This window comes from Bacillus rhizoplanae (genome assembly GCF_917563915.1).
GTDB classification, from domain to species: Bacteria; Bacillota; Bacilli; order Bacillales; family Bacillaceae_G; genus Bacillus_A; species Bacillus_A rhizoplanae.
Genome location: NZ_CAKJTI010000006.1, coordinates 13,075 through 31,812, shown reverse-complemented (window position 1 = coordinate 31,812; position 18,738 = coordinate 13,075). Strand labels below are relative to the sequence as shown.

Below are 18,738 nucleotides of genomic sequence, written 5' to 3'. Positions count from 1 at the left end.
ATATGTGTAATTATTTAATAATTGTTTTACCTGTCATTTCTTTTGGCTGTTCAACACCAAGAAGTGTAAGCATTGTTGGAGCGATATCTCCCAAAATACCGCCTTCACGAAGCTCAATACCTTCTTTTGTAACGATGAAAGGAACCGGGTTCGTTGTATGAGCTGTCATCGGTGTGCCTTCTGGAGTTAATTCCTGGTCAGCATTACCATGGTCAGCAGTAATAAGTGCTACACCATCTTTTGCAAGAATTGCTTCTACAACTTTTCCTAAACATTCGTCAGTTGCTTCTACTGCTTTAATTGTTGGTTCCATCATCCCAGAATGGCCAACCATATCACAGTTTGCAAAGTTTAAAATGATAACATCATGTTTATCATTTTCAATTTCATTTACAAGAGCATCTGTTACTTCATAAATGCTCATTTCTGGTTTCAAGTCGTATGTTGCGACTTTTGGTGAGTTAATTAAGATACGCTCTTCTCCTGGGAATTCAGCCTCACGACCACCGCTAAAGAAGAATGTAACGTGCGGATACTTTTCAGTTTCCGCAATGCGAAGTTGTTTTAATCCCGCTTGTGAAACAACTTCACCTAACGTATTATCCAAGTTCATTGGCTTGAATGCTACATAACCTTTTACCGTTTCACTAAAGTGTGTCATACAAACGAATTCTGGAATGTGAGGTACTTTTTCACCACGATCGAACTCACGGAAGTCTTCGTTTGTAAATACACGAGCAATTTGAATTGCACGGTCTGGACGGAAGTTGTAGAAGATGATTGCATCATCATCATTGATTGTTGCAACTGGCGTTTCATCTTCATTTACCATTACAGACGGCAATACGAATTCATCATAGATACCATTTGCGTATGAGTCATCCACACACTCATATGCTGTTTTGTAAGTAGGGCCTTCGCCGTTCACCATGGCACGGTAACATTTTTCAACGCGATCCCAACGCTTGTCACGGTCCATGGAGTAGTAACGACCGGAGATTGTCGCGAACTGTCCTACTCCTGTTTCTTTTATCACTTCATTTGTTGCATCGATATAACCTTTTGCTGTTTGCGGACCAACATCGCGGCCGTCTAAGAACGCATGGATATATACCTTCTCCACGCCTTCTTTTGCAGCTAAGCGAAGAAGAGCAAACATATGGTCAATGTGACTATGCACACCGCCATCAGAAAGTAAGCCGAATAAATGAAGGGCTGTACCTTTTTCTTTCACGTGTTTCATTGCATTTTGGATCGTTTCGTTCTGATCGAACTCACCTTCACGAATTGCAACATTTACACGCGTTAAGCTTTGGTATACAACACGGCCGGCACCAATGTTTAAGTGACCTACCTCAGAGTTACCCATTTGACCTTCTGGAAGACCTACCGCCTCACCGCACGCTGTTAGTGTTGTGTGAGGGAACTTGTTCCAGTAGCCGTCGAAATTAGGTTTCTTAGCTTGTGCTACAGCATTCCCGTAAGTTTCTTCACGTAGTCCAAAACCATCAAGAATGATTAAAGCTGTTGGCTTTCTCATTTTACCGCCTCCAAAAGACCTAAGAAGGACGCAGGCTCTAAGCTTGCACCGCCAACTAAAGCACCATCGATATCAGATTGTGCCATATATTCTTTAATGTTTTCAGGTTTTACGCTGCCGCCGTATTGAATACGAACTGCTTCTGCAGCTGCCGGAGAAACAGCTTCAGTAACAACTTTACGGATGTGCGCACATACTTCGTTCGCATCTTGTGCAGAAGAAGATTTACCTGTACCGATTGCCCAAATTGGCTCATATGCGATAACAGTTGCTTTCACTTGCTCTTCTGTTAAGCCTACAAGTGCTTTTTTTACTTGATCTGCTACAAGATCAAATGTTTTTCCGCTTTCGCGCTCTTCTAACGTTTCACCACAGCAAACGATTGGTGTTAAACCATGCTCAAATGCTGCTAACGTCTTTTTGTTTACTGTTTCGTCTGTTTCAGCAAACATTTCACGACGCTCAGAGTGGCCAAGTACTACGTAGCTCACTTTTAAGTCGCTAAGTGCTACCGGGCTAATTTCGCCAGTGAATGCACCATTTTTTTCGAAGTGCATGTTTTGTGCACCTACTTGTAAGTCAGTTCCTTCTGAAGCTGCTACAAGACGCTCTAAGAAAAGAGCTGGCGAGCAAACAACCGCATCAACAGCTGTAGCTGCTGGGATTTGACCTTTTACTTCCTCTACGAAGCTAACTGCTTCAGATAGAGTTTTATTCATTTTCCAGTTACCTGCGATAATTGGTTTACGCATGCTTTGCACCGTCCTTTTTCTTGGCTGCTAATTATTTGTCGTTAAGACAAACTACACCAGGAAGTTCTTTGCCTTCCATAAATTCTAATGACGCACCGCCGCCAGTAGAAATGTGGCTCATTTTATCAGCCATACCGAATTTTTCAACAGCTGCCGCAGAGTCACCACCGCCGATAACAGAGTATGTACCTTCTGCATCTGCTAATGCTTGTCCTACTGCTTTTGTACCTTCTGCAAATGGAGCCATTTCGAATACGCCCATTGGTCCGTTCCATACAACAAGCTTAGAGTTTTTAATTACATCTGCATAAATTGCACTTGTTTTTGGTCCGATATCCAATCCTTCCCAAGTAGCAGGAATAGAATCGATATCTACAACTTGTCGGTTTGCAGTTTCAGAGAAATCATCTGCAATGACGCAATCAACTGGCATGTAGAAGTTTACACCTTTTTCTTTTGCAAGCTGTATAAACTCTTTTGCTAGTTCAATTTTGTCATCTTCGCATAGAGACTGTCCAATTTCATGACCTGATGCTTTTACAAATGTATAAGCAAGTCCGCCGCCAATGATTAAGTTATCAACTTTATCAAGTAGATGACGTATTACACCGATTTTATCTTTTACTTTCGCACCACCGATGATTGCTGTAAATGGACGATCTGGATTAGAAAGTGCTTTACCAAGTACTTCTAATTCTTTTTCCATTAAGAAACCTGATACTGCTGGTAAGTAATCTGCAATACCTGCAGTAGAAGCGTGAGCACGGTGAGCTGCACCGAATGCATCATTTACGAAGATATCAGCAAGAGCTGCAAATTCTTTCGCAAGTTCTGCATCGTTCTTTTCTTCGCCCGCATAGAAACGCACGTTTTCAAGAACTAATACGTCGCCTTCGTTCATTGCTGCAACCATTTCTTGTACAGCAGGTCCGAATGCTTCGTTCGCTTTTTTCACGTCTGTACCAAGAAGCTCACCTAAACGTGTTGCTACTGGAGTTAGACGCATTTCTTCTACTACTTGTCCTTTTGGACGACCTAAATGGCTTGCTAAAATCACTTTTGCACCTTGCTCTACTAAATATTGAATTGTAGGAAGAGCTGCGCGAATACGAGTCTCGTCTGTAATTTTGCCTTCTTTCATAGGTACGTTGAAATCAACGCGGCAAAATACTCGTTTCCCCTTTAAATCTACGTCACGAATTGATTTTTTGTTCATTGGATTTCCCTCCGACTAATTAGGATTGACAAAACCCATTCAAAAGCTTATCACATTTGCTTATAAAACGAAAGGAGGGAGAGGGAACAAACCCTCTCCCTCGTTTTGTCATTAATTACGGATAAACTTATGAATTAAAGACCTTTAGAAGCGATATAGTCTACTAAGTCAACTACGCGGTTAGAGTAACCAGTTTCGTTATCGTACCAAGAAAGTACTTTAACCATGTTGCCTTCCATAGTCATTGTAGATAATGCATCGATTGTAGAAGAGTTTGTGCATCCGTTATAGTCGATAGATACTAATGGCTCTTCGCTGTATCCAAGGATACCTTTTAATTCGCCTTCAGCAGCTGCTTTGAATGCTGCGTTTACTTCTTCAACTGTTACTTCTTTCTCAAGTTCAACAACTAAGTCAACAAGAGATACGTTAGCAGTTGGAACACGAACTGCACCACCGTTTAATTTACCTTTAAGTTCTGGTAATACTAATGCTACTGCTTTAGCTGCACCAGTTGTAGTTGGGATCATGCTCATTGCTGCTGCACGTGCACGACGTAAATCTTTATGTGGTAAGTCTAAGATTTGTTGGTCGTTAGTATAAGAGTGAATTGTTGTCATCATACCGCGTTTTACGCCGAATTTTTCGTTTAATACTTTAGCAAATGGAGCTAAGCAGTTTGTAGTACAAGAAGCGTTAGAGATTACGTTATGATTAGCTGCATCGTATTGTTCGTGGTTAACACCCATAACAATTGTGATATCTTCGTCAGAAGCTGGTGCAGAGATGATAACTTTTTTAACTGATCCACCTAAGTGTTTTTCAGCATCTGCTTTTTTAGTGAAACGTCCAGTAGATTCTACTACTACTTCTACGCCGTAGTCGCTCCATGGTAATTGAGCTGGGTCACGCTCAGCGATAACTTTGATTTCTTTACCGTTAACAACGATGCTGTCGCCGTTAGCAGATACTTCTGCATTTACTGCTCCATGAACAGAATCATATTTTAAAAGATGTGCTAGTGTTTGAGCATCTGTTAAGTCGTTGATTGCTACTACTTCCACGTTAGGGTTGTTAAGAGCTGCGCGGAATACCACACGTCCGATACGTCCAAATCCATTAATACCAATTTTAGTCATTTGAATTTCCTCCTTGGGGGATGTATATTAAGGGTTATTTACCCTTTACTAACTCTTTTGCTGCACCTTCATCTGTGATGAGTAATGAAGTGTGCCCTTGCTTAATTACCGCTTGAATCGCTTTCGCTTTTGATGAACCTCCAGCAACTGCAACGACATGAGATACATGTTGTAAATCTTCGAGCTGCATGCCGACCGTTTGTACTTTATGAACGACTTCACCTTGTTCGTTAAAGTAATACCCAAACGCTTCACCGACTGCCTGCATTTCTTTAATTTTCATCCAATCTGCTTCTAAAGTACTTCGTCTACGCGCCATCGTTAAGGCATCACCAATTCCGTGAATGACAATATTGGAAGATCGAATCAACTCAAGAATTTCTTTCACAGAAGGTTCCGTCACAATGGACGCATATGCTTCGCTACTCACATGATCGGGAACATACAATAAGCGATAGTTGCTCATCGTATTTTGTGCCATTTTCGCACAGATTGTGTTCGCTTCTAGCTCAACACTCTCTCCTATTCCACCGCGTGCTGGGACAAATAATGTATGTAGATCCCTGCAATCCAATTGCATCATATCAGCTACGGCAGCTATAGTCGTTCCTCCAGTCACAGCAACGATATTATTCGCTGTCAGACGACCTTTTATACAAGCAACACAAGCGCGGCCCATCTCGAGCTTGACCCAAGGTGATTCATCACTATCACCAGGGACAACGAAAACTTCATCCAAATCCAATGTTTCCTTAAGCTGTTTTTCCAAAACCTTTAAACCGGAAATTTCTTTCATAAAGTCTTCCAAAGCAAGAACAACAGCTGTTCCTTCTTCTGTTAATGTCATTCCAGAAGAGGCGACGTGAACCAAGTTCTCTTCTTTCAAAACTTGTACTTCACTTCGTAATACTCGTTCTGTCATACCAAGACTTGCAGATAAGTTTCTCCTGCCAATAGGTTGTGTTAACCGAATGTACTGAAGAATTTGCATTCTTGTTTGCATAACAGGTAGCAGATCAGGTAATAATTTTTTCGTATATTGAATCCATGAGCGCATCATATTGTATCTCCTCACCACATTGGTTCGTTCCCTATATGGTCATTATATGTCCCGTAGTGACAAATTGTGTCCCACATAGAGTAAAAAAATAATCCCTGCTACGGTTATTATTGTAACAGGAGATCCAAAGTTATTCAACTCTTATTGCGCGAATTATGCTGTTTATTATGACATCTTTGTGAATGATTCCATATTCTACCTCTTCTCCCTCAATTTCAACGATAGGAATCATAAGATGATATTTCTCTAACAGCTGCTCATCCTCATAAATATTTATTTCCTTTAGATCAAATACATATTCAGTTTTCAGCTCTTGCAGAAGTTGTTTCGCCTTCTGACAAAGACCACATTCTTCTTTTGTATATAGAATAACCTCCATGTTCATCACCTATACAATCGTTTTTCGCAGTGAAGACGCCGGAATGTTTAACTGCTCTCGATATTTCGCTACCGTTCTGCGCGAAACAACAATTTCATGTTCTTCCTCTAACATTTTTGAAATCTTTTGATCTGAAAGTGGTTTTTTCTTATCTTCTTTCCCTACAAACTCTTGAATAAGTTGTTTCACTCTCTTCGTTGAAATTGCTACATCTTCTGTTGTTGCTACTGCATTACTAAAGAATGATTTCATCTCAAATAAACCATATGGTGTTTGCACATATTTATTACGCGTTGCACGGCTGATTGTTGACTCATGGACACCTAATATCTCAGCCACCTCTTTTAATGCAAGCGGTTTCAAATATTGAGGGCCATTCATAAAAAAGTCGCGCTGTTTTTCAATAATCACTTCCATTACTTTCAGAAGCGTTTGTTTTCTTTGTTTTAAACTGCGCATAATCCATTGTACATGCTGATATTTTTCAGACACATAAGAAGCGACGTCTCTTTCACTATTATGAAGGAGCTCACTATATTCTGAATGAATTTCAATCTTCGGCATATTACGTTCATTCATTTGGATCATCAAACGATTATCTTCTTTTTTCACTGCCATATCAGGAACGATGTACATCGGTTTTTCCGAAGAAAAAGCCAAACCTGGTTTCGGCTGCAGTGATGTAATAACATGAACAGCTTCTTGCAATTCTTCCGTACTACATTTCAGCACATTTACTAACTTGCGCCAATCTTTCTTTACAAAATATGCAAAATATTCGTCCACAATCATTTCTGCTAATGTGCTCTTTTTTTGTAAGCGCTTTAATTGAATTGATAAACACTCTTGAATATTTCTTGCAGCTACCCCTGCTGGCTCTAATGATTGAACGAGCTCCATACAGCTATTAATTTCTTCTACACATACCGATAATAGTACTGCTAATTCCTCATTTGTTTCTTGTAAATACCCGTTCTCATCCACATTTAAAATAATGAATGAGGCAATTTTTCTTTGTTCTTCATCTATTTTATAATACTGCAATTGATTGACTAAATGTTGTTGAATCGTCGTTGAATCGACACTATAAATCTCCATTTGATTCTCTGTTTGTTTACTTGTTGTTTTACTCTTTTTCTTTTCCCTGTCAAATCCCCCCAACTCGATAAGGGGATTCTCTAGCGATTGCTCATACAAAAACTCCGTTAATTCCTGTACATTGTATTGGAGCATTGTAATCGCTTGTCTTAACTCTTGCGTCATTGCCAAACGTAAACTTTGTTCTTGTAAAAGACTTGCTTTCAATCTAATCTCCCCCTCACTTCTATTGTACAATAAGTTTCTCAAAAGGAGAATCCTTACAAAACACCAACATCCATATATTATTACTTCATATGTATTAATTAAGTTTATATATTACAACCAAAAAATAGGTGATACCAAAAGAAAATACCAAAATTTTAAAAATACTCACAAATTTTATACCACATACTAATAGTAACTCCTATTTTAAGAAATAACAATTAAAAAGAGTAGTTTAAGTATAATGAAGTTTCGTTATACTTAAACTACTCTTTTTCTCCTGTATATTCTGGTAAAAACTTTATACACAAACTAATAAAAAACCCTAACTTCAAAATATAAGTTAGGGTTTTTTTACGCGCCCAGAGGGATTCGAACCCCCGACAGACGTGGTACCGGAATACTATCGAATGATATATGGTTAAATCACGAGACCCTCTCGTGTTTATCGTTAGAAATACGTTTGTATAGACGTGAACCTATTACGGTGTCTTACCGTTCTTATTTCGAATTATAAACGGTCGGCACGTTATGTACAAGCGAAAATTGTGCCGTTTGCGACGAATTCATATCCAAAATTCCTCAACCTCTACACTCTTACCTAACTTTTTTAAACCTCTCGTAACTTGCTGCATCGTTGAAAATTTCGGACGGTATGTATTGTCATTGCACAATTTCGAGATCGTCCCTCTACTTAGCTTCGTTACCTTTTCCAATTCTAGTTGTGTAATTTCTTGGTGATCGAGCCATTTCCCGAATTTACTCCTGTTGCTCTTCCCGAGATTTAGCCAGTTAAACATTATCATCACCTCAGTACCATCCTGTCCATTGTGTCATTTTATTATACATGTGCAAAAAAGTGACATAGCGGACAAACGCTGGCGAATACGCTTTACCATACGCTTCACTATTCGTTATGAAGTGTGTCCATCGCTCGCTTTGCAATTCGTTTTGACGCTTCGTTTCTCATTTCGCATACCGAATGACAGAACGACATACAAAAGCTAGAAACGCTGCGTTGTCTACACTTGTTCGCACCATTCGTTTTGCTAGGGACTATTCTTGCAGAATATACGGAGAAAGGTGGTGTGGCTTTTGATAGCGGAAATTGCTTCCTCGGTAGTTGTCGGCGGGGTCGTTCTCTACACGAAATTATGCGCATCCGGGGCGACTGATGACGCTGCGAAAATCTCGCGAATTTGCGCTAATTGCGGGCTCAAAGTAAAGGAAAGTGGCGAGATTCGTACGATTCATTTACTACGAAGAACCCGTCACGAATGGGGAACCGAGTATGCTTATCGTATTCCACTCGGACTTAGCTTTGCGGATTTCCAGGCGAAGCTTCCGCAATTGCAAGATGGCTTAAATCATAAACGATGGTTGTACGACTTTAAGTTATCGGATTTACGTGAACTACGATTCCAGCGCGACATTCTATACCAGATACGCAACATTATAATGAAGAAAACGGTTGTCCGAAAAGAAGTTGAGCTCACATATGATGGCGTACTACAGGTGCGAGTATACGAGAAAGGAATGCCGGATTTCGTTCCGTTTGAGGTCGATATGCTCGAGCAATGCCACGGCTGGCAAGTACCGATAGGATTCACACGCGACGGTCTCGTAAAGCACGACTTTGACAAGATTGCTCACCTTATCTATGCCGGAACGACTGACAGCGGTAAATCTAACGGTTTGAAGCTCATTATTACAGCTCTCGTTCATAACAATCCAGAGTATACGAAACTGGTGCTTATCGACCTAAAAGGTGGCTTATCGTTTAATAGATTTCGTGACCTTCCGCAAGTCGAAACGATTGCTAAGAATCCAACCGAAGCACGCGCAGCCCTCAAAACAGTTTCGGATACCCTCGATGAAAAGCACGAATATTTACTATGTAACGGTTATGAGGACGTGAAGGAAGCGGGGATGCCTGATCGCCTATTCATCGTAGTCGACGAAGCGGCTGACATCGCAAAGGACACCGTATGCCAGGACATTCTCGCGGATATCGGACGGCGTGGTCGGGCGGCTGGGCTTCGGCTAATCTATGCGACACAGTACCCGACAAACGAAACGCTGTCCTCGCAATTACGGCAAAACATCGGAGCCCGCGTATGCTTCAAACTACAAACGGAAGCGGCAAGTCGTGCGGTGCTTGACGAAGGAGGTGCGGAAATCCTGCCGAACATTAAGGGCCGCGCCATATATCAAACGAATAAGCGGACGATTGTACAGACGCCAAAAATCGAGAATAAGCAGATTGACGATATTATTGGGCCGCTAATAAACATTCGTACTCGAAGGGAGAATGAACGTGCAAAAGTTAGCTCGAAAGGAAGTAAGGTACGAAAACATACTCTTGAGCTTACGGAAACTCGGTTATCTGACTAGATCGCAAATACAGGTGTTACATGAGCTAGGCAGCGTCAGAAATGCACAACGTATCATGAAAGAATTAGAAGAGTACGTATCCAGTTTTCGAGATGGAGAAAACGTGTATTACTTGAATAAACATGGGCGAGACCGTGTCGACTGTAAGAAAAGACGAGCGAAAACGAATCAATGCCGGCACTTTATTATGAGGAACGATGTTTACATCGCATTCGGTTGTCCTGGAGACTGGAAAACAGAAATACGATTAGGGGTAAAAGGTGAGATATCAGTAGTATGCGACGCCATTTTCAAGAAAAACGGACAATACCATATCGTAGAAGTAGACTTTTTACAGAAAATGGCTGCAAATCGGATGAAAATCAAAAAATATAGGAAGATGATAGAACTCGGTGTGTTTGATAAGCCACCGAAATTCATTTGGATGACGACAACCGAATACCGTAGAAGGGAGATTGCGCAACTTTGCATAGAGTTAGACACAGTTATTTTTACAGTTGGTGACTTTCACTAACCAAAGGGAGCTGATCCGCATGGCAGAGACAATAAGCATCAAGGATTTCATGAGCGGAGATTACGGAGCCAAAAAGAGGTTGAAGAAAGTTAAAAAGAACATAAAAAAATACGCGCCGGTGGCAGTGCGCGTAACAATAATACTCGGTAGTAGCATTTTATTCAGTCAAATCGTCGATATTCCTGTGTTTGCTTCAGGCGGAGTGGATGCTCCTGTATTCAATGACGTAACGCCAGATAGTGGCTTACAAAACTACGTTGATGGTCAATTATATAGCCGTGTCACTCATGCCTTTGAACCTGTCGCATACCTCATAAAGGCTATCGCGTACCCTATCGCATCTATTGTAGCAATGGGTGGTGGTCTGTTCTGCATCATCGGAAACAAGGAAAAGGGATTCTCGCTCATCCAGCAAGCCGGTATCGGCTACATTATCGTACAGATGATACCATTACTTATGAAGTTGTTAGTCGAGATAGCAAAGAGCATATAAAAAGGCGCCTGATGGCGCCCGTGTATCATCCGTTATTGCAATCGTTTTAAGCTCGCTGATAATTTAGCAATCTCCTCGTTAACATCTTGGTCTGTCATACGTTTTGTAGCGCTTCTTTCGTCCGCAAATGTGACAGTTGTATCTGAATTGAGGCGACCTGTCAGCTTATAATAGAGTTCCAGAGCCTTTATAGACCCGATTCCGTTGTTGCCTCCATCGATTAATTGGATAAGCATACTGTCTGCTTTGGCATGATACGTGGCTAATTTCGTTTCTGTAAGAGCTCTAAAATACGTGATAAAGGCCGGTTTATTGCGAACTGTGTATAGCTGGCGCACCGATATACCTAATTGCTCAGCAATTTGATCGTATGTCGGTCGCTCCTTTTTCGGCGTGTATTCTCTTGCGAGAAGTAAATCGGCTGCCAATCGCTCGTCCTCCGTTAAATTCAACGCTAAATCTTGAAGAGTTACGCTTTTATCGTAATGCATTTTCAATCTCCTCTCGTAGTAAATTCTCGTTATCTTTCAATCGTTCGTATGTTGCCTTCGCTTGTTCATACGCAATCGCATCGTTTGTATTTAGCGCTATACCAGGTAACTCCGCGCAAAACTTTAGCGATGTCAGCAATCCACGCGTTAACTTTCGTACGTAAGTATCAGTTACTTCTTCGGCCTGTAGTGTTTGCTGTGAGCCTCCGATTTCCCTATACACAAGGTCAACTCCTAGCATATACAACGCATGAAAGATAGGGTCTATCTCACGTCCTGCCTCAATATACGTCTCGTAGCGCCTGAACACGTTCATATCGATTGGCGGCACAGTTTGTGTTTTCGAGACAACTTCCGCAAAGGTTATAAACACCTCCACTAGTGGCTGTACTTGCTCGCATATAAGAAGAGAAAGCCCCGCATCTTTAATGCGCCTGGGCTCCGGTGTAGGTAGTTCAGCTAGCTCACGATCAATACGCTCCCAATCAATCGCATAATGTCCCATCGTTCTCCCTCCTTTTCAGGTAAAAAAGAGGAGCTGTATAAGCCCCTCTCATTTCGTAACCAAATCACGTTTTTATTCAAAATTTTTTTGATAATCAATTGCTCTTTTTAATGCATCTAAAGCTGTTCCTGTTATGGCGTGTTCTGCGTGGTCATAAGTTAGTTGCTTATATACACTTTCAATCAATTCATAAGCTTCCTGTAATTTCTTTCTTTGACAAGAATTTAAAAATGTAAGTTCTTCCACTACGCTTCTCCTCCATATGCAGGACTATTCTTAATCTTTAATGAGTTTAATTGTTAAATCTAAATACCTGCAAAAGCTATCATATAAATAATTATAAGGAACAATATTAAACCATCTTGGTTTGTCCGCGATTAAACGATTGAATGCATCTTGTTCATCTTCTTTTATATTACCTATAACACCAATGGTATTTGGCTGTTGAATATCCATTTTATACTTTTTACAGATGTACTCCCGTTGCTCTCTCTCATAAAAATATTCTCTGTAATCCCTGAGTTGCGCTTCCAGGTCGTGAACCTCTGATTTAAATGACGAGCGTACCTTGCCTACATTTTTAATAATATTTTCTTTGGCACGTTTATAGTCCACTATGGTCCAAATTTTCTCTCTTTCATTGAACGCTATAAGATCTGGCTTTAAATCTTGATTATATTTCTTTAAAATATCTTTCATAATAACTTGTGAACGAGGCTTGTATAAGTTTAATCCACACTCCAATATAATAGGATTCTCTTCTAGAAACTTATCAATAGTTAATTCCGGAACTGTCTCATCAAAAAAGTAACATTCCATCTGAAACTTCAATGCTTCTAGGTGAGGTTTAAACTGGTTCTTTCCCTGTGTCTTATAATAATCCCAATGAACCCTCACAAAATCTCGAGCAAATTGTTGAACATTCAAAAGCTTATGTCGGAATACAGAATAGGAAAACAAAAAAGCTTGTTCAATTTTTCTATCGTTAACCATACAATTTTGCATATATACTTCTCCCTCACCACTAACACCAATAATGTTACCGATAAGTTGAGAAACACTTCCTGTTATAATCTTTGAATTTATTTGAATATCATCACTCTTCTTAAACATTATTAAAACGTCTCTCTTGTCATGCGAAAATGCTACTTCGATTATTGCCCCACTTGATTGAAATGCGGGAGGTAAAGCTTTAGCAACATCCCCATTAAATGGTTGTAATACCTTCTTTAAATCATTAACTTTCCTAACAAAATTCACACTAAATTCTCTCATTAAACCATGTATTAAATTCTGTTCGATACTTTCCATTTGGACATCACTCCTATCTCATATATATCTGTATATTCGATAGTCGACAAACTATTCCTTCTCTCGACAAACACGTCATAAAAACCAAAGCTGTATTTTATTCTACTTAGTAATTTACTTCTAATCCTCTTTGCCTGTTCTGTTCCTTTCCTATCCCTTTTCACCATCATAATCCGTAGGATTCGCTTGCTGACGGATCTGTATCGATTTTAGCGTTGCAAAGAGTGCGACTGCATTCGTTCCACCGATTCCTTTCGCGACTAGCTTCGCCTGCTCGATGTGCTCATCCGTTACCTTACCGCCTTCTTTTACCAACGTTTCTAATCCGCGTCGTTTTACCTGTAAATTGCTCATGTTATCTTCCTCCTAATTTGTCATAGTCTTCTTGGGTTACCATATAATTCCCGATGTCCGCTCGCGTCTGTAATTCAATATGATGCTGCGAGACGCGAAAAGGGTTTACATCATTGCGGAAATCGTTAAAATATAAGCTGAATTCACGTACAAATTGGTTGTATTCTTTTACGGATTCTAGAAAAGCTTCTTTTTTGACCTTCATCTCGTCCAGAATCGGCTGCAATTGCTTTGCTTTCACTTCGGTAGCGTACTTATTCCACTCGAATGTCATCGCATCTTTATCGAGATTACCAACGGTAGATTGAGCATTGAATACGCTTATTTTCGTAACGATTTTGTCGTAAGCGAGCTGCGCTTTATTGACGATTTCACTCAATTTATCGATATCCGCATCGCTATGCTTTGGCTTTTCGCCGGCGAGTTCGGCTTTCACCGCGTGCTCCATCGCGTTTGTATACGCAAATTTAGCTTCCGTAAGCTTCTCGCGCAACGATTCAACCTCGCGTTTTAACTCCGCTGATCGCTCTAACTTACGCCCTTGCGCCGTTTTCCAGCTTTCATAAGCTTCACATTTCATAACTTCTGTCATTGTTCATCTCTCCTTTTAATCTCATTTCTAGCTTTTTCAAGCATGCTAAAATAACCCTTTTCCATTTCGAAAGGGGCTTCAATCCATAGTGTTCTATGAGTATCTGGCGATTGGACTGAACCAAATAGAGCCCGTCGGTCAGGTCACTCGAATGACGAAATGAAGCCTGTACACCTTCAGTCGCCAGCAGCGTCATATAAATATCTTTTCTGCCGCACCACACTTCTATAGATTCGAAGATACCGTTAAATGCCAGCATGCGATTCAAAGCCTCTACAGCACTCTGTGCGTCCTCAAATAGCGAAATATGCTCCTCTATCCGCTGACCGTTCCCGTCATACAGTACGATTGCGAGAATCTCAGTATCTTCGACGCTCTGGACGTTCATTGTGGCGAGCGGTCTGTTCATCTCGTTTCCCCTTTCGTTTCGTTCTCGGTGGCTGCCATTCCGTTTGCCAAGGCATTTGTATACGACTCCATTCGGAAGGCGACTCCTCCTTAACGGTTTTAATTAGCTCGTTAAGCCAATGCGGATTCCGGTCTCGATATTTTGTCTTTAATCCACTACATGGATTACGTTCGAATTTTCGTGGCATTATTCGTCATCCCCTAACACTTGTAACATACGTTGACGTTGTAAATAAGCTCGATAATACGGAGACTCAATCGACACTTCCTCGCGATTAATCCCTGCACTTTCTACCGATCCAAGCGCCTCCTCGACTGCTCCAGCTACTACCAAGTCGATATGAGGACTTACGCGATATAAGGTTTCGCCGTGGTAAAGCTCGCCTGTCTCAGCATGTACTACCACGGTTTCCAGTACCGGAGCCTTGCTGTAGGTGTATATCCTTTGAAGCAAGTAAACCTCGTTGTTTGTCATGTTTTTATTCTCTCCTCATCATCTGGCATGTGAAATTCCCTCATGTAGGCATGTATCCGTATCAGTTTTTCCGGGTATAAATCGAATCGCTTTGTAATCCGGTCTTGAAGCTCTTGCGATATCGGCTTAATATCATTTTCTACGTTTGAAATGTATGCGCGAGTGTAATCCAGAAGCTCAGCAAGATCGCATTGACTCAAGAAATAAGCGCGACGAATGGCCTTAATATCCTTAACTGTCAAATTCATTTTCTACCTCCTGTCGGTTTACATTTGTATTCCTTTTCTCCAAACAAAAAAGCCGCTCATTAAGAGCAGCCGAGCCGGGAATCACGTAGAGGAACTTCGTATATTCCTCCCCTTTATACCCTCGTTTCCATAGATTAGTTAACGTTTGTATACCTAATTTGCATACAATTTTTTCTTTCGGAATTCTAGTCTTTGAGTTTTCAAATTGTACTTCATGCTCGGCTCGTGCTTACCCTCCAATTTATCGCCCTGCTGCATGTTTGCGAAGTCCTGATCATCTATATTTGATTCAGTTAACACACGTTTTTGTGCGACTTGCCTGCGTATGGGGAAAATCTCTGGCTTTACGAATTCATGCTCTTCCTCAATGCGTCGCAGCCTTCTTGGATTTAACCATTCGTATCCCTCCCCCTCTTCCGCCTTCTGGCGCTCTTTATACGATTTCTTGTCCGTTGGAGCATCGAAAGGTTTAACCGGCCATAACGGTACAATACCCGCATCTATTGCTTCGCAGAGCCACGCTTTAAGCGCTGGATCGTCCGTCACCATCTCGTAAGCCGCCTGCGTTCGCGTACGTGCGAGTTTTTCGCCATTTAAGACGTCAACTATACGTTGGGCTGCGGAACCGAGTACACGCGTGATAGCCGGTTTAGACACGCCGAGCAACTGCGCAGCCTCCGCTCTCTTAAGCTCATATACATACACGAGTGCAATCGCTTGAATCTGCCGCGGTGTTAGAACATCAGGCGTTTGGAGCACATTAATAATATCGAGCCAGGTATTCGCATACACCTTGGAGCCGTCGTCACAATAGCGGAGTTCCCTTACCCGGTGCATTCCCGCAAGGAATGATTCAACTTCCCACACCTCATATAACCCTTCAGTTTTCTTCATAACACTGTCTCCCCCATCGTTTAAATTGCCTTTCTCTTGACACCTTCTCTTCTTAAATCTCGTATTTCTCCCACGCCTTCAACAAACCACGCATACGACTGGATGGCAGATACAACTTAATAGATTGTCCATTACGGATCCGTGAACGCCACACCCATTGCAATAAATCCGATACAGCAAGTAACTCCTCATTTACTGATACACCATTATCCTCGAAGAACGCACGCTCAAACGGGTTCATATAGCGGTTATAAACGTAGGCTAGCGCCCATCTGTCCGCATAATCGTTTGTAGCTCGGGTATTAACCGGAATAAACCCTTTCGTATACCCCTTGCCTCGTAATTTAGCTTCCTTCTTCTTAATGGTCGTCCATAGAACGTCTTTCGTTTTTGATTTGCAGTAATTACGGAAATAGTTATATACGTTTCGCTTGATTAAATTAATCGTGGCTTCGGGCGCTTTATCTAACCAAGACGTACTGAGCGCATTACGGCGATCAGCGAAATCATTTAGTTGCCCGGCATACAGGTCGATAAGCTTCATGACTTCTTCACGACGCTCGTTCTCACGGCTGTATTCGGCAAGCTCGTAGCGTCCATCAGATTTCGTTATGGATTTATACGTATAACCCATTTCGTGTAAATCGTAGTAATATCGCTGGATTTGCGCGTCGAAGAGGTACGTAAGTACATACACGTCATCAAACGCACTAAATATCTTCGGTGGAAACGCCCACAGAATAAACGTCTTACGATGCAGGAACAGATTGCCGGACCGAGCGTAAAGCTTGATGTCCTCGAAACGCCCGTTGTAATCTTCCTTCGTCCAGTAAACGCGATTATCTCGCACCTCTACGTAGCCCTGGTTCGTTAGTAGCTCGATGTCTCCCTTATCGATGGGTGCACGATCGATCACGTTCATGACCTCGTCGAGAATTAACGTATAGCCAGCACCCGTTAGCAGCTCGAGCAATTCATCGTCAGCACTCTGGAACAGGCTGTGCGTTGCGCAGATATCGTGACCGGCGATGATTAGTTCCTTTAAGCTACGCAACTTGCGCCCCTCGCTATTGTTGTTATTAGGCTCGATAAACTTACGGGATACCGAAGAATTAATAACGCGCTGCACTTCGTCCAGATACGGCGTAATGTAGATGTACTTCTTATCCGTTCTACTCTCGTTAATATGCTGTAGCGCCCAGGACGTTTTTCCAGAACCCATAATCGAATCAACAACCGTGATTTTTGCCAATAATATCGCTCCCCTTTGTTTTGTGTTTGTACTGCAATCGGCTATCTTTCGCCTCTATCGAAGGATAAGACCACCGAAGAAATACCATATCGTAGCTTTATAGATATTTGCGATATACGGTGAACGTAGTGAACCTATGTCGCTTTGAGATAAAAGACCCTCCGTCACTAACGTTCCGGGCAATTCGCTACGCTCTTGCTATCGCACTTTTTAATATCTTTCTTTAAGGAAAAACGCCTCAAAACGCTGATATGACGCGGTTTCTGACGTGTGTTTAGCACTTTTGTTGTGCTAAGCGATCGGAGTACGAACCTTGAATCGTTCGCTCACTTCGATTGCTAGCGCTAGTTTCTCCTCCGTAATTTCGAGCGCATCAATCAAACGCTTGTTTAGATTCGTCGAAACAGACGCTTTATCGGCTTCTACTTTCGAGATCAGACCGGAATCTACGTTGATTAGGCGAGCCAGCTCCCGTTGTGAAAGCCCGTGTAGTTTTCGTACGATGCGAATTTGATTAGACGTTAAATACATACAGTTCACCTCCTTTCAGCGTTCGATGAATGTTATGGCAAATAAAAAGCTCGGGTCATTACGACCCACACTATTAGATACAGGGTAGCTTTTCGATTTTTTACACTTCGGTGATAATTTCTTGAAAAACAAAAAAAGCCGCTGGAATTTAATCCAACGACTCTTTTACCTTGTATATGACGACATGGACGCCCATTACTATCTACTATAAAAAATATAGATATTCAAATGATTTAGATAAAATACCATAAAAAAAACCGCCATTACTGGCGGTCTGTATATAACAATTCGAGTAACCCTGTCGGTGACGATTATTAAACAGTCGCTTCCCCCGTTTTAATATCCAATAACTCCTCGATTGATATCTCTAATGCGCGTGCGACCCGTACGATGTGCGATACTCCCAAACGAGCACTCTTGTCAAAGCGTGCGATAGCCTCCTGGGGCACTCCGGATTTAATCGCCAGTTCCTTCTCACTCATGCCTCGTTCCTCCAAAATTGCTTGTAATCGTGTTCTAGCGGTTAACTTTTCATACATGCGAATCCCCCCATTTTTTCCTTCATTTTATATATTCGGAGGGGGTTCGGTTAATACCTACGTATGAACCCTGCGATTTCAAAAAATACTACGGAAAATTTTCGACCCCTCGGTTTTAAAAATGGTATTCGAATTGTCCTGGCGCCTGACGAACCGTCTGAACACGATCCCTCCCCCGGCGGTATTTCGCTTACCTTAGCGGTGGTATACGTATGCACGCGAGTGCAAGCGGCGTGATGTTCGATACAACCCTTCGACCTTCGGTCTCTCACTCATTCATGCTCGTTACTCATCGCTGGCCCACATCGATAGTACCTAGAGAGTATGGGCTGTGCCTAGCGTAAGGGGC

Annotated in this window: 25 protein-coding genes; 3 read left to right on the top strand and 22 right to left on the bottom strand. The window is 41.6% G+C overall.

What is annotated here, in order from left to right; translation table 11 throughout:
• Window positions 1-10: 10 nt before the first annotated feature.
• The 8 genes from gpmI to LRP84_RS08025 form a co-directional block, all read right to left on the bottom strand.
• Entirely contained in the window at window positions 11-1,540 is a 1,530-nt protein-coding gene (gpmI, locus tag LRP84_RS08060; protein ID WP_230574616.1) for a 2,3-bisphosphoglycerate-independent phosphoglycerate mutase, read from the bottom strand.
• Window positions 1,537-2,292, bottom strand: a complete 756-nt coding sequence (gene tpiA / locus LRP84_RS08055) for a triose-phosphate isomerase (protein ID WP_230574615.1) — start codon at window positions 2,290-2,292, stop codon at window positions 1,537-1,539. The genes gpmI and tpiA overlap by 4 nt, the downstream gene beginning before the upstream one ends.
• 31 nt (window positions 2,293-2,323) lie before the next feature.
• Window positions 2,324-3,508 carry a phosphoglycerate kinase gene (locus LRP84_RS08050; protein ID WP_230574614.1) on the bottom strand — a complete coding sequence of 395 codons (1,185 nt, stop codon included), beginning with the start codon at window positions 3,506-3,508 and terminating at the stop codon, window positions 2,324-2,326.
• A gap of 134 nt (window positions 3,509-3,642) precedes the next feature.
• Entirely contained in the window at window positions 3,643-4,647 is a 1,005-nt protein-coding gene (gene gap, locus LRP84_RS08045) for a type I glyceraldehyde-3-phosphate dehydrogenase (RefSeq protein WP_230574613.1), read from the bottom strand.
• A 34-nt stretch (window positions 4,648-4,681) separates the two neighbouring features.
• Complete coding sequence (locus LRP84_RS08040; protein ID WP_230574775.1) at window positions 4,682-5,704, bottom strand: sugar-binding transcriptional regulator; 1,023 nt, start codon at window positions 5,702-5,704, stop codon at window positions 4,682-4,684.
• A 133-nt stretch (window positions 5,705-5,837) separates the two neighbouring features.
• Window positions 5,838-6,086, bottom strand: a complete 249-nt coding sequence (locus LRP84_RS08035) for a glutaredoxin family protein (protein WP_230574612.1) — start codon at window positions 6,084-6,086, stop codon at window positions 5,838-5,840.
• 9 nt (window positions 6,087-6,095) lie between these two features.
• Window positions 6,096-7,391 carry an RNA polymerase factor sigma-54 gene (gene rpoN / locus LRP84_RS08030; RefSeq protein WP_230574611.1) on the bottom strand — a complete coding sequence of 432 codons (1,296 nt, stop codon included), beginning with the start codon at window positions 7,389-7,391 and terminating at the stop codon, window positions 6,096-6,098.
• A 563-nt stretch (window positions 7,392-7,954) separates the two neighbouring features.
• Entirely contained in the window at window positions 7,955-8,188 is a 234-nt protein-coding gene (locus LRP84_RS08025) for a helix-turn-helix domain-containing protein (RefSeq protein ID WP_230574774.1), read from the bottom strand.
• A 295-nt stretch (window positions 8,189-8,483) separates the two neighbouring features.
• Here LRP84_RS08025 and LRP84_RS08020 point away from each other — a divergent pair, with 295 nt between their 5' ends.
• The 3 genes from LRP84_RS08020 to LRP84_RS08010 are packed head-to-tail and all read left to right on the top strand — an operon-like array spanning window position 8,484 to window position 10,789.
• The gene (locus tag LRP84_RS08020; protein WP_230574610.1) at window positions 8,484-9,782 is read left to right on the top strand and encodes an FtsK/SpoIIIE domain-containing protein; all 1,299 of its coding nucleotides are present in this window, start codon (window positions 8,484-8,486) and stop codon (window positions 9,780-9,782) included.
• Between the two features lie 13 nt (window positions 9,783-9,795).
• Window positions 9,796-10,296, top strand: a complete 501-nt coding sequence (locus tag LRP84_RS08015) for a replication-relaxation family protein (protein WP_230574609.1) — start codon at window positions 9,796-9,798, stop codon at window positions 10,294-10,296.
• A 19-nt stretch (window positions 10,297-10,315) separates the two neighbouring features.
• The gene (locus tag LRP84_RS08010; protein WP_230574608.1) at window positions 10,316-10,789 is read left to right on the top strand and encodes a hypothetical protein; all 474 of its coding nucleotides are present in this window, start codon (window positions 10,316-10,318) and stop codon (window positions 10,787-10,789) included.
• Between the two features lie 32 nt (window positions 10,790-10,821).
• On the opposite strand, the gene LRP84_RS08005 is transcribed toward LRP84_RS08010, so the two are convergent.
• The 14 genes from LRP84_RS08005 to LRP84_RS07940 all read right to left on the bottom strand — a co-directional run bounded on the left by LRP84_RS08005 (window position 10,822) and on the right by LRP84_RS07940 (window position 18,389).
• The gene (locus tag LRP84_RS08005; RefSeq protein ID WP_230574607.1) at window positions 10,822-11,280 is read right to left on the bottom strand and encodes a phBC6A51 family helix-turn-helix protein; all 459 of its coding nucleotides are present in this window, start codon (window positions 11,278-11,280) and stop codon (window positions 10,822-10,824) included.
• Window positions 11,267-11,785, bottom strand: coding sequence for a hypothetical protein (locus LRP84_RS08000; protein ID WP_230574606.1), 519 nt, complete (start codon window positions 11,783-11,785; stop codon window positions 11,267-11,269). Before LRP84_RS08000 ends, LRP84_RS08005 begins: the two co-directional genes overlap by 14 nt.
• A gap of 72 nt (window positions 11,786-11,857) precedes the next feature.
• Window positions 11,858-12,031, bottom strand: coding sequence for a hypothetical protein (locus LRP84_RS07995; protein WP_230574605.1), 174 nt, complete (start codon window positions 12,029-12,031; stop codon window positions 11,858-11,860).
• Window positions 12,032-12,061: 30 nt separating this feature from the next.
• Window positions 12,062-13,096 (bottom strand): hypothetical protein, encoded by a 1,035-nt coding sequence (locus LRP84_RS07990; RefSeq protein WP_230574604.1) that lies wholly within the window; start codon window positions 13,094-13,096, stop codon window positions 12,062-12,064.
• Window positions 13,097-13,246: 150 nt separating this feature from the next.
• Complete coding sequence (locus LRP84_RS07985; RefSeq protein WP_230574603.1) at window positions 13,247-13,450, bottom strand: hypothetical protein; 204 nt, start codon at window positions 13,448-13,450, stop codon at window positions 13,247-13,249.
• A 1-nt stretch (window position 13,451) separates the two neighbouring features.
• Window positions 13,452-14,042 carry a hypothetical protein gene (locus LRP84_RS07980; protein WP_230574602.1) on the bottom strand — a complete coding sequence of 197 codons (591 nt, stop codon included), beginning with the start codon at window positions 14,040-14,042 and terminating at the stop codon, window positions 13,452-13,454.
• The gene (locus LRP84_RS07975) at window positions 14,020-14,451 is read right to left on the bottom strand and encodes a hypothetical protein (protein WP_230574601.1); all 432 of its coding nucleotides are present in this window, start codon (window positions 14,449-14,451) and stop codon (window positions 14,020-14,022) included. Before LRP84_RS07975 ends, LRP84_RS07980 begins: the two co-directional genes overlap by 23 nt.
• A complete protein-coding gene (locus LRP84_RS07970; protein ID WP_230574600.1) occupies window positions 14,402-14,638 on the bottom strand; it encodes a hypothetical protein in 237 nt (78 codons plus the stop codon). The genes LRP84_RS07975 and LRP84_RS07970 overlap by 50 nt, the downstream gene beginning before the upstream one ends.
• The gene (locus LRP84_RS07965) at window positions 14,638-14,856 is read right to left on the bottom strand and encodes a hypothetical protein (protein ID WP_230574599.1); all 219 of its coding nucleotides are present in this window, start codon (window positions 14,854-14,856) and stop codon (window positions 14,638-14,640) included. Before LRP84_RS07965 ends, LRP84_RS07970 begins: the two co-directional genes overlap by 1 nt.
• A gap of 65 nt (window positions 14,857-14,921) precedes the next feature.
• Window positions 14,922-15,173: a helix-turn-helix domain-containing protein gene (locus tag LRP84_RS07960; RefSeq protein ID WP_230574598.1), complete on the bottom strand. Its 252-nt coding sequence runs from the start codon at window positions 15,171-15,173 to the stop codon at window positions 14,922-14,924.
• 153 nt (window positions 15,174-15,326) lie between these two features.
• Window positions 15,327-16,067 (bottom strand): helix-turn-helix domain-containing protein, encoded by a 741-nt coding sequence (locus LRP84_RS07955; RefSeq protein ID WP_230574597.1) that lies wholly within the window; start codon window positions 16,065-16,067, stop codon window positions 15,327-15,329.
• 52 nt (window positions 16,068-16,119) lie between these two features.
• Window positions 16,120-17,319, bottom strand: coding sequence for a YonV family putative phage-derived protein (locus tag LRP84_RS07950; RefSeq protein ID WP_230574596.1), 1,200 nt, complete (start codon window positions 17,317-17,319; stop codon window positions 16,120-16,122).
• A 291-nt stretch (window positions 17,320-17,610) separates the two neighbouring features.
• A complete protein-coding gene (locus tag LRP84_RS07945; RefSeq protein ID WP_230574595.1) occupies window positions 17,611-17,850 on the bottom strand; it encodes a helix-turn-helix transcriptional regulator in 240 nt (79 codons plus the stop codon).
• 314 nt (window positions 17,851-18,164) lie between these two features.
• Entirely contained in the window at window positions 18,165-18,389 is a 225-nt protein-coding gene (locus LRP84_RS07940) for a helix-turn-helix domain-containing protein (protein ID WP_230574594.1), read from the bottom strand.
• Window positions 18,390-18,738: the final 349 nt, after the last annotated feature.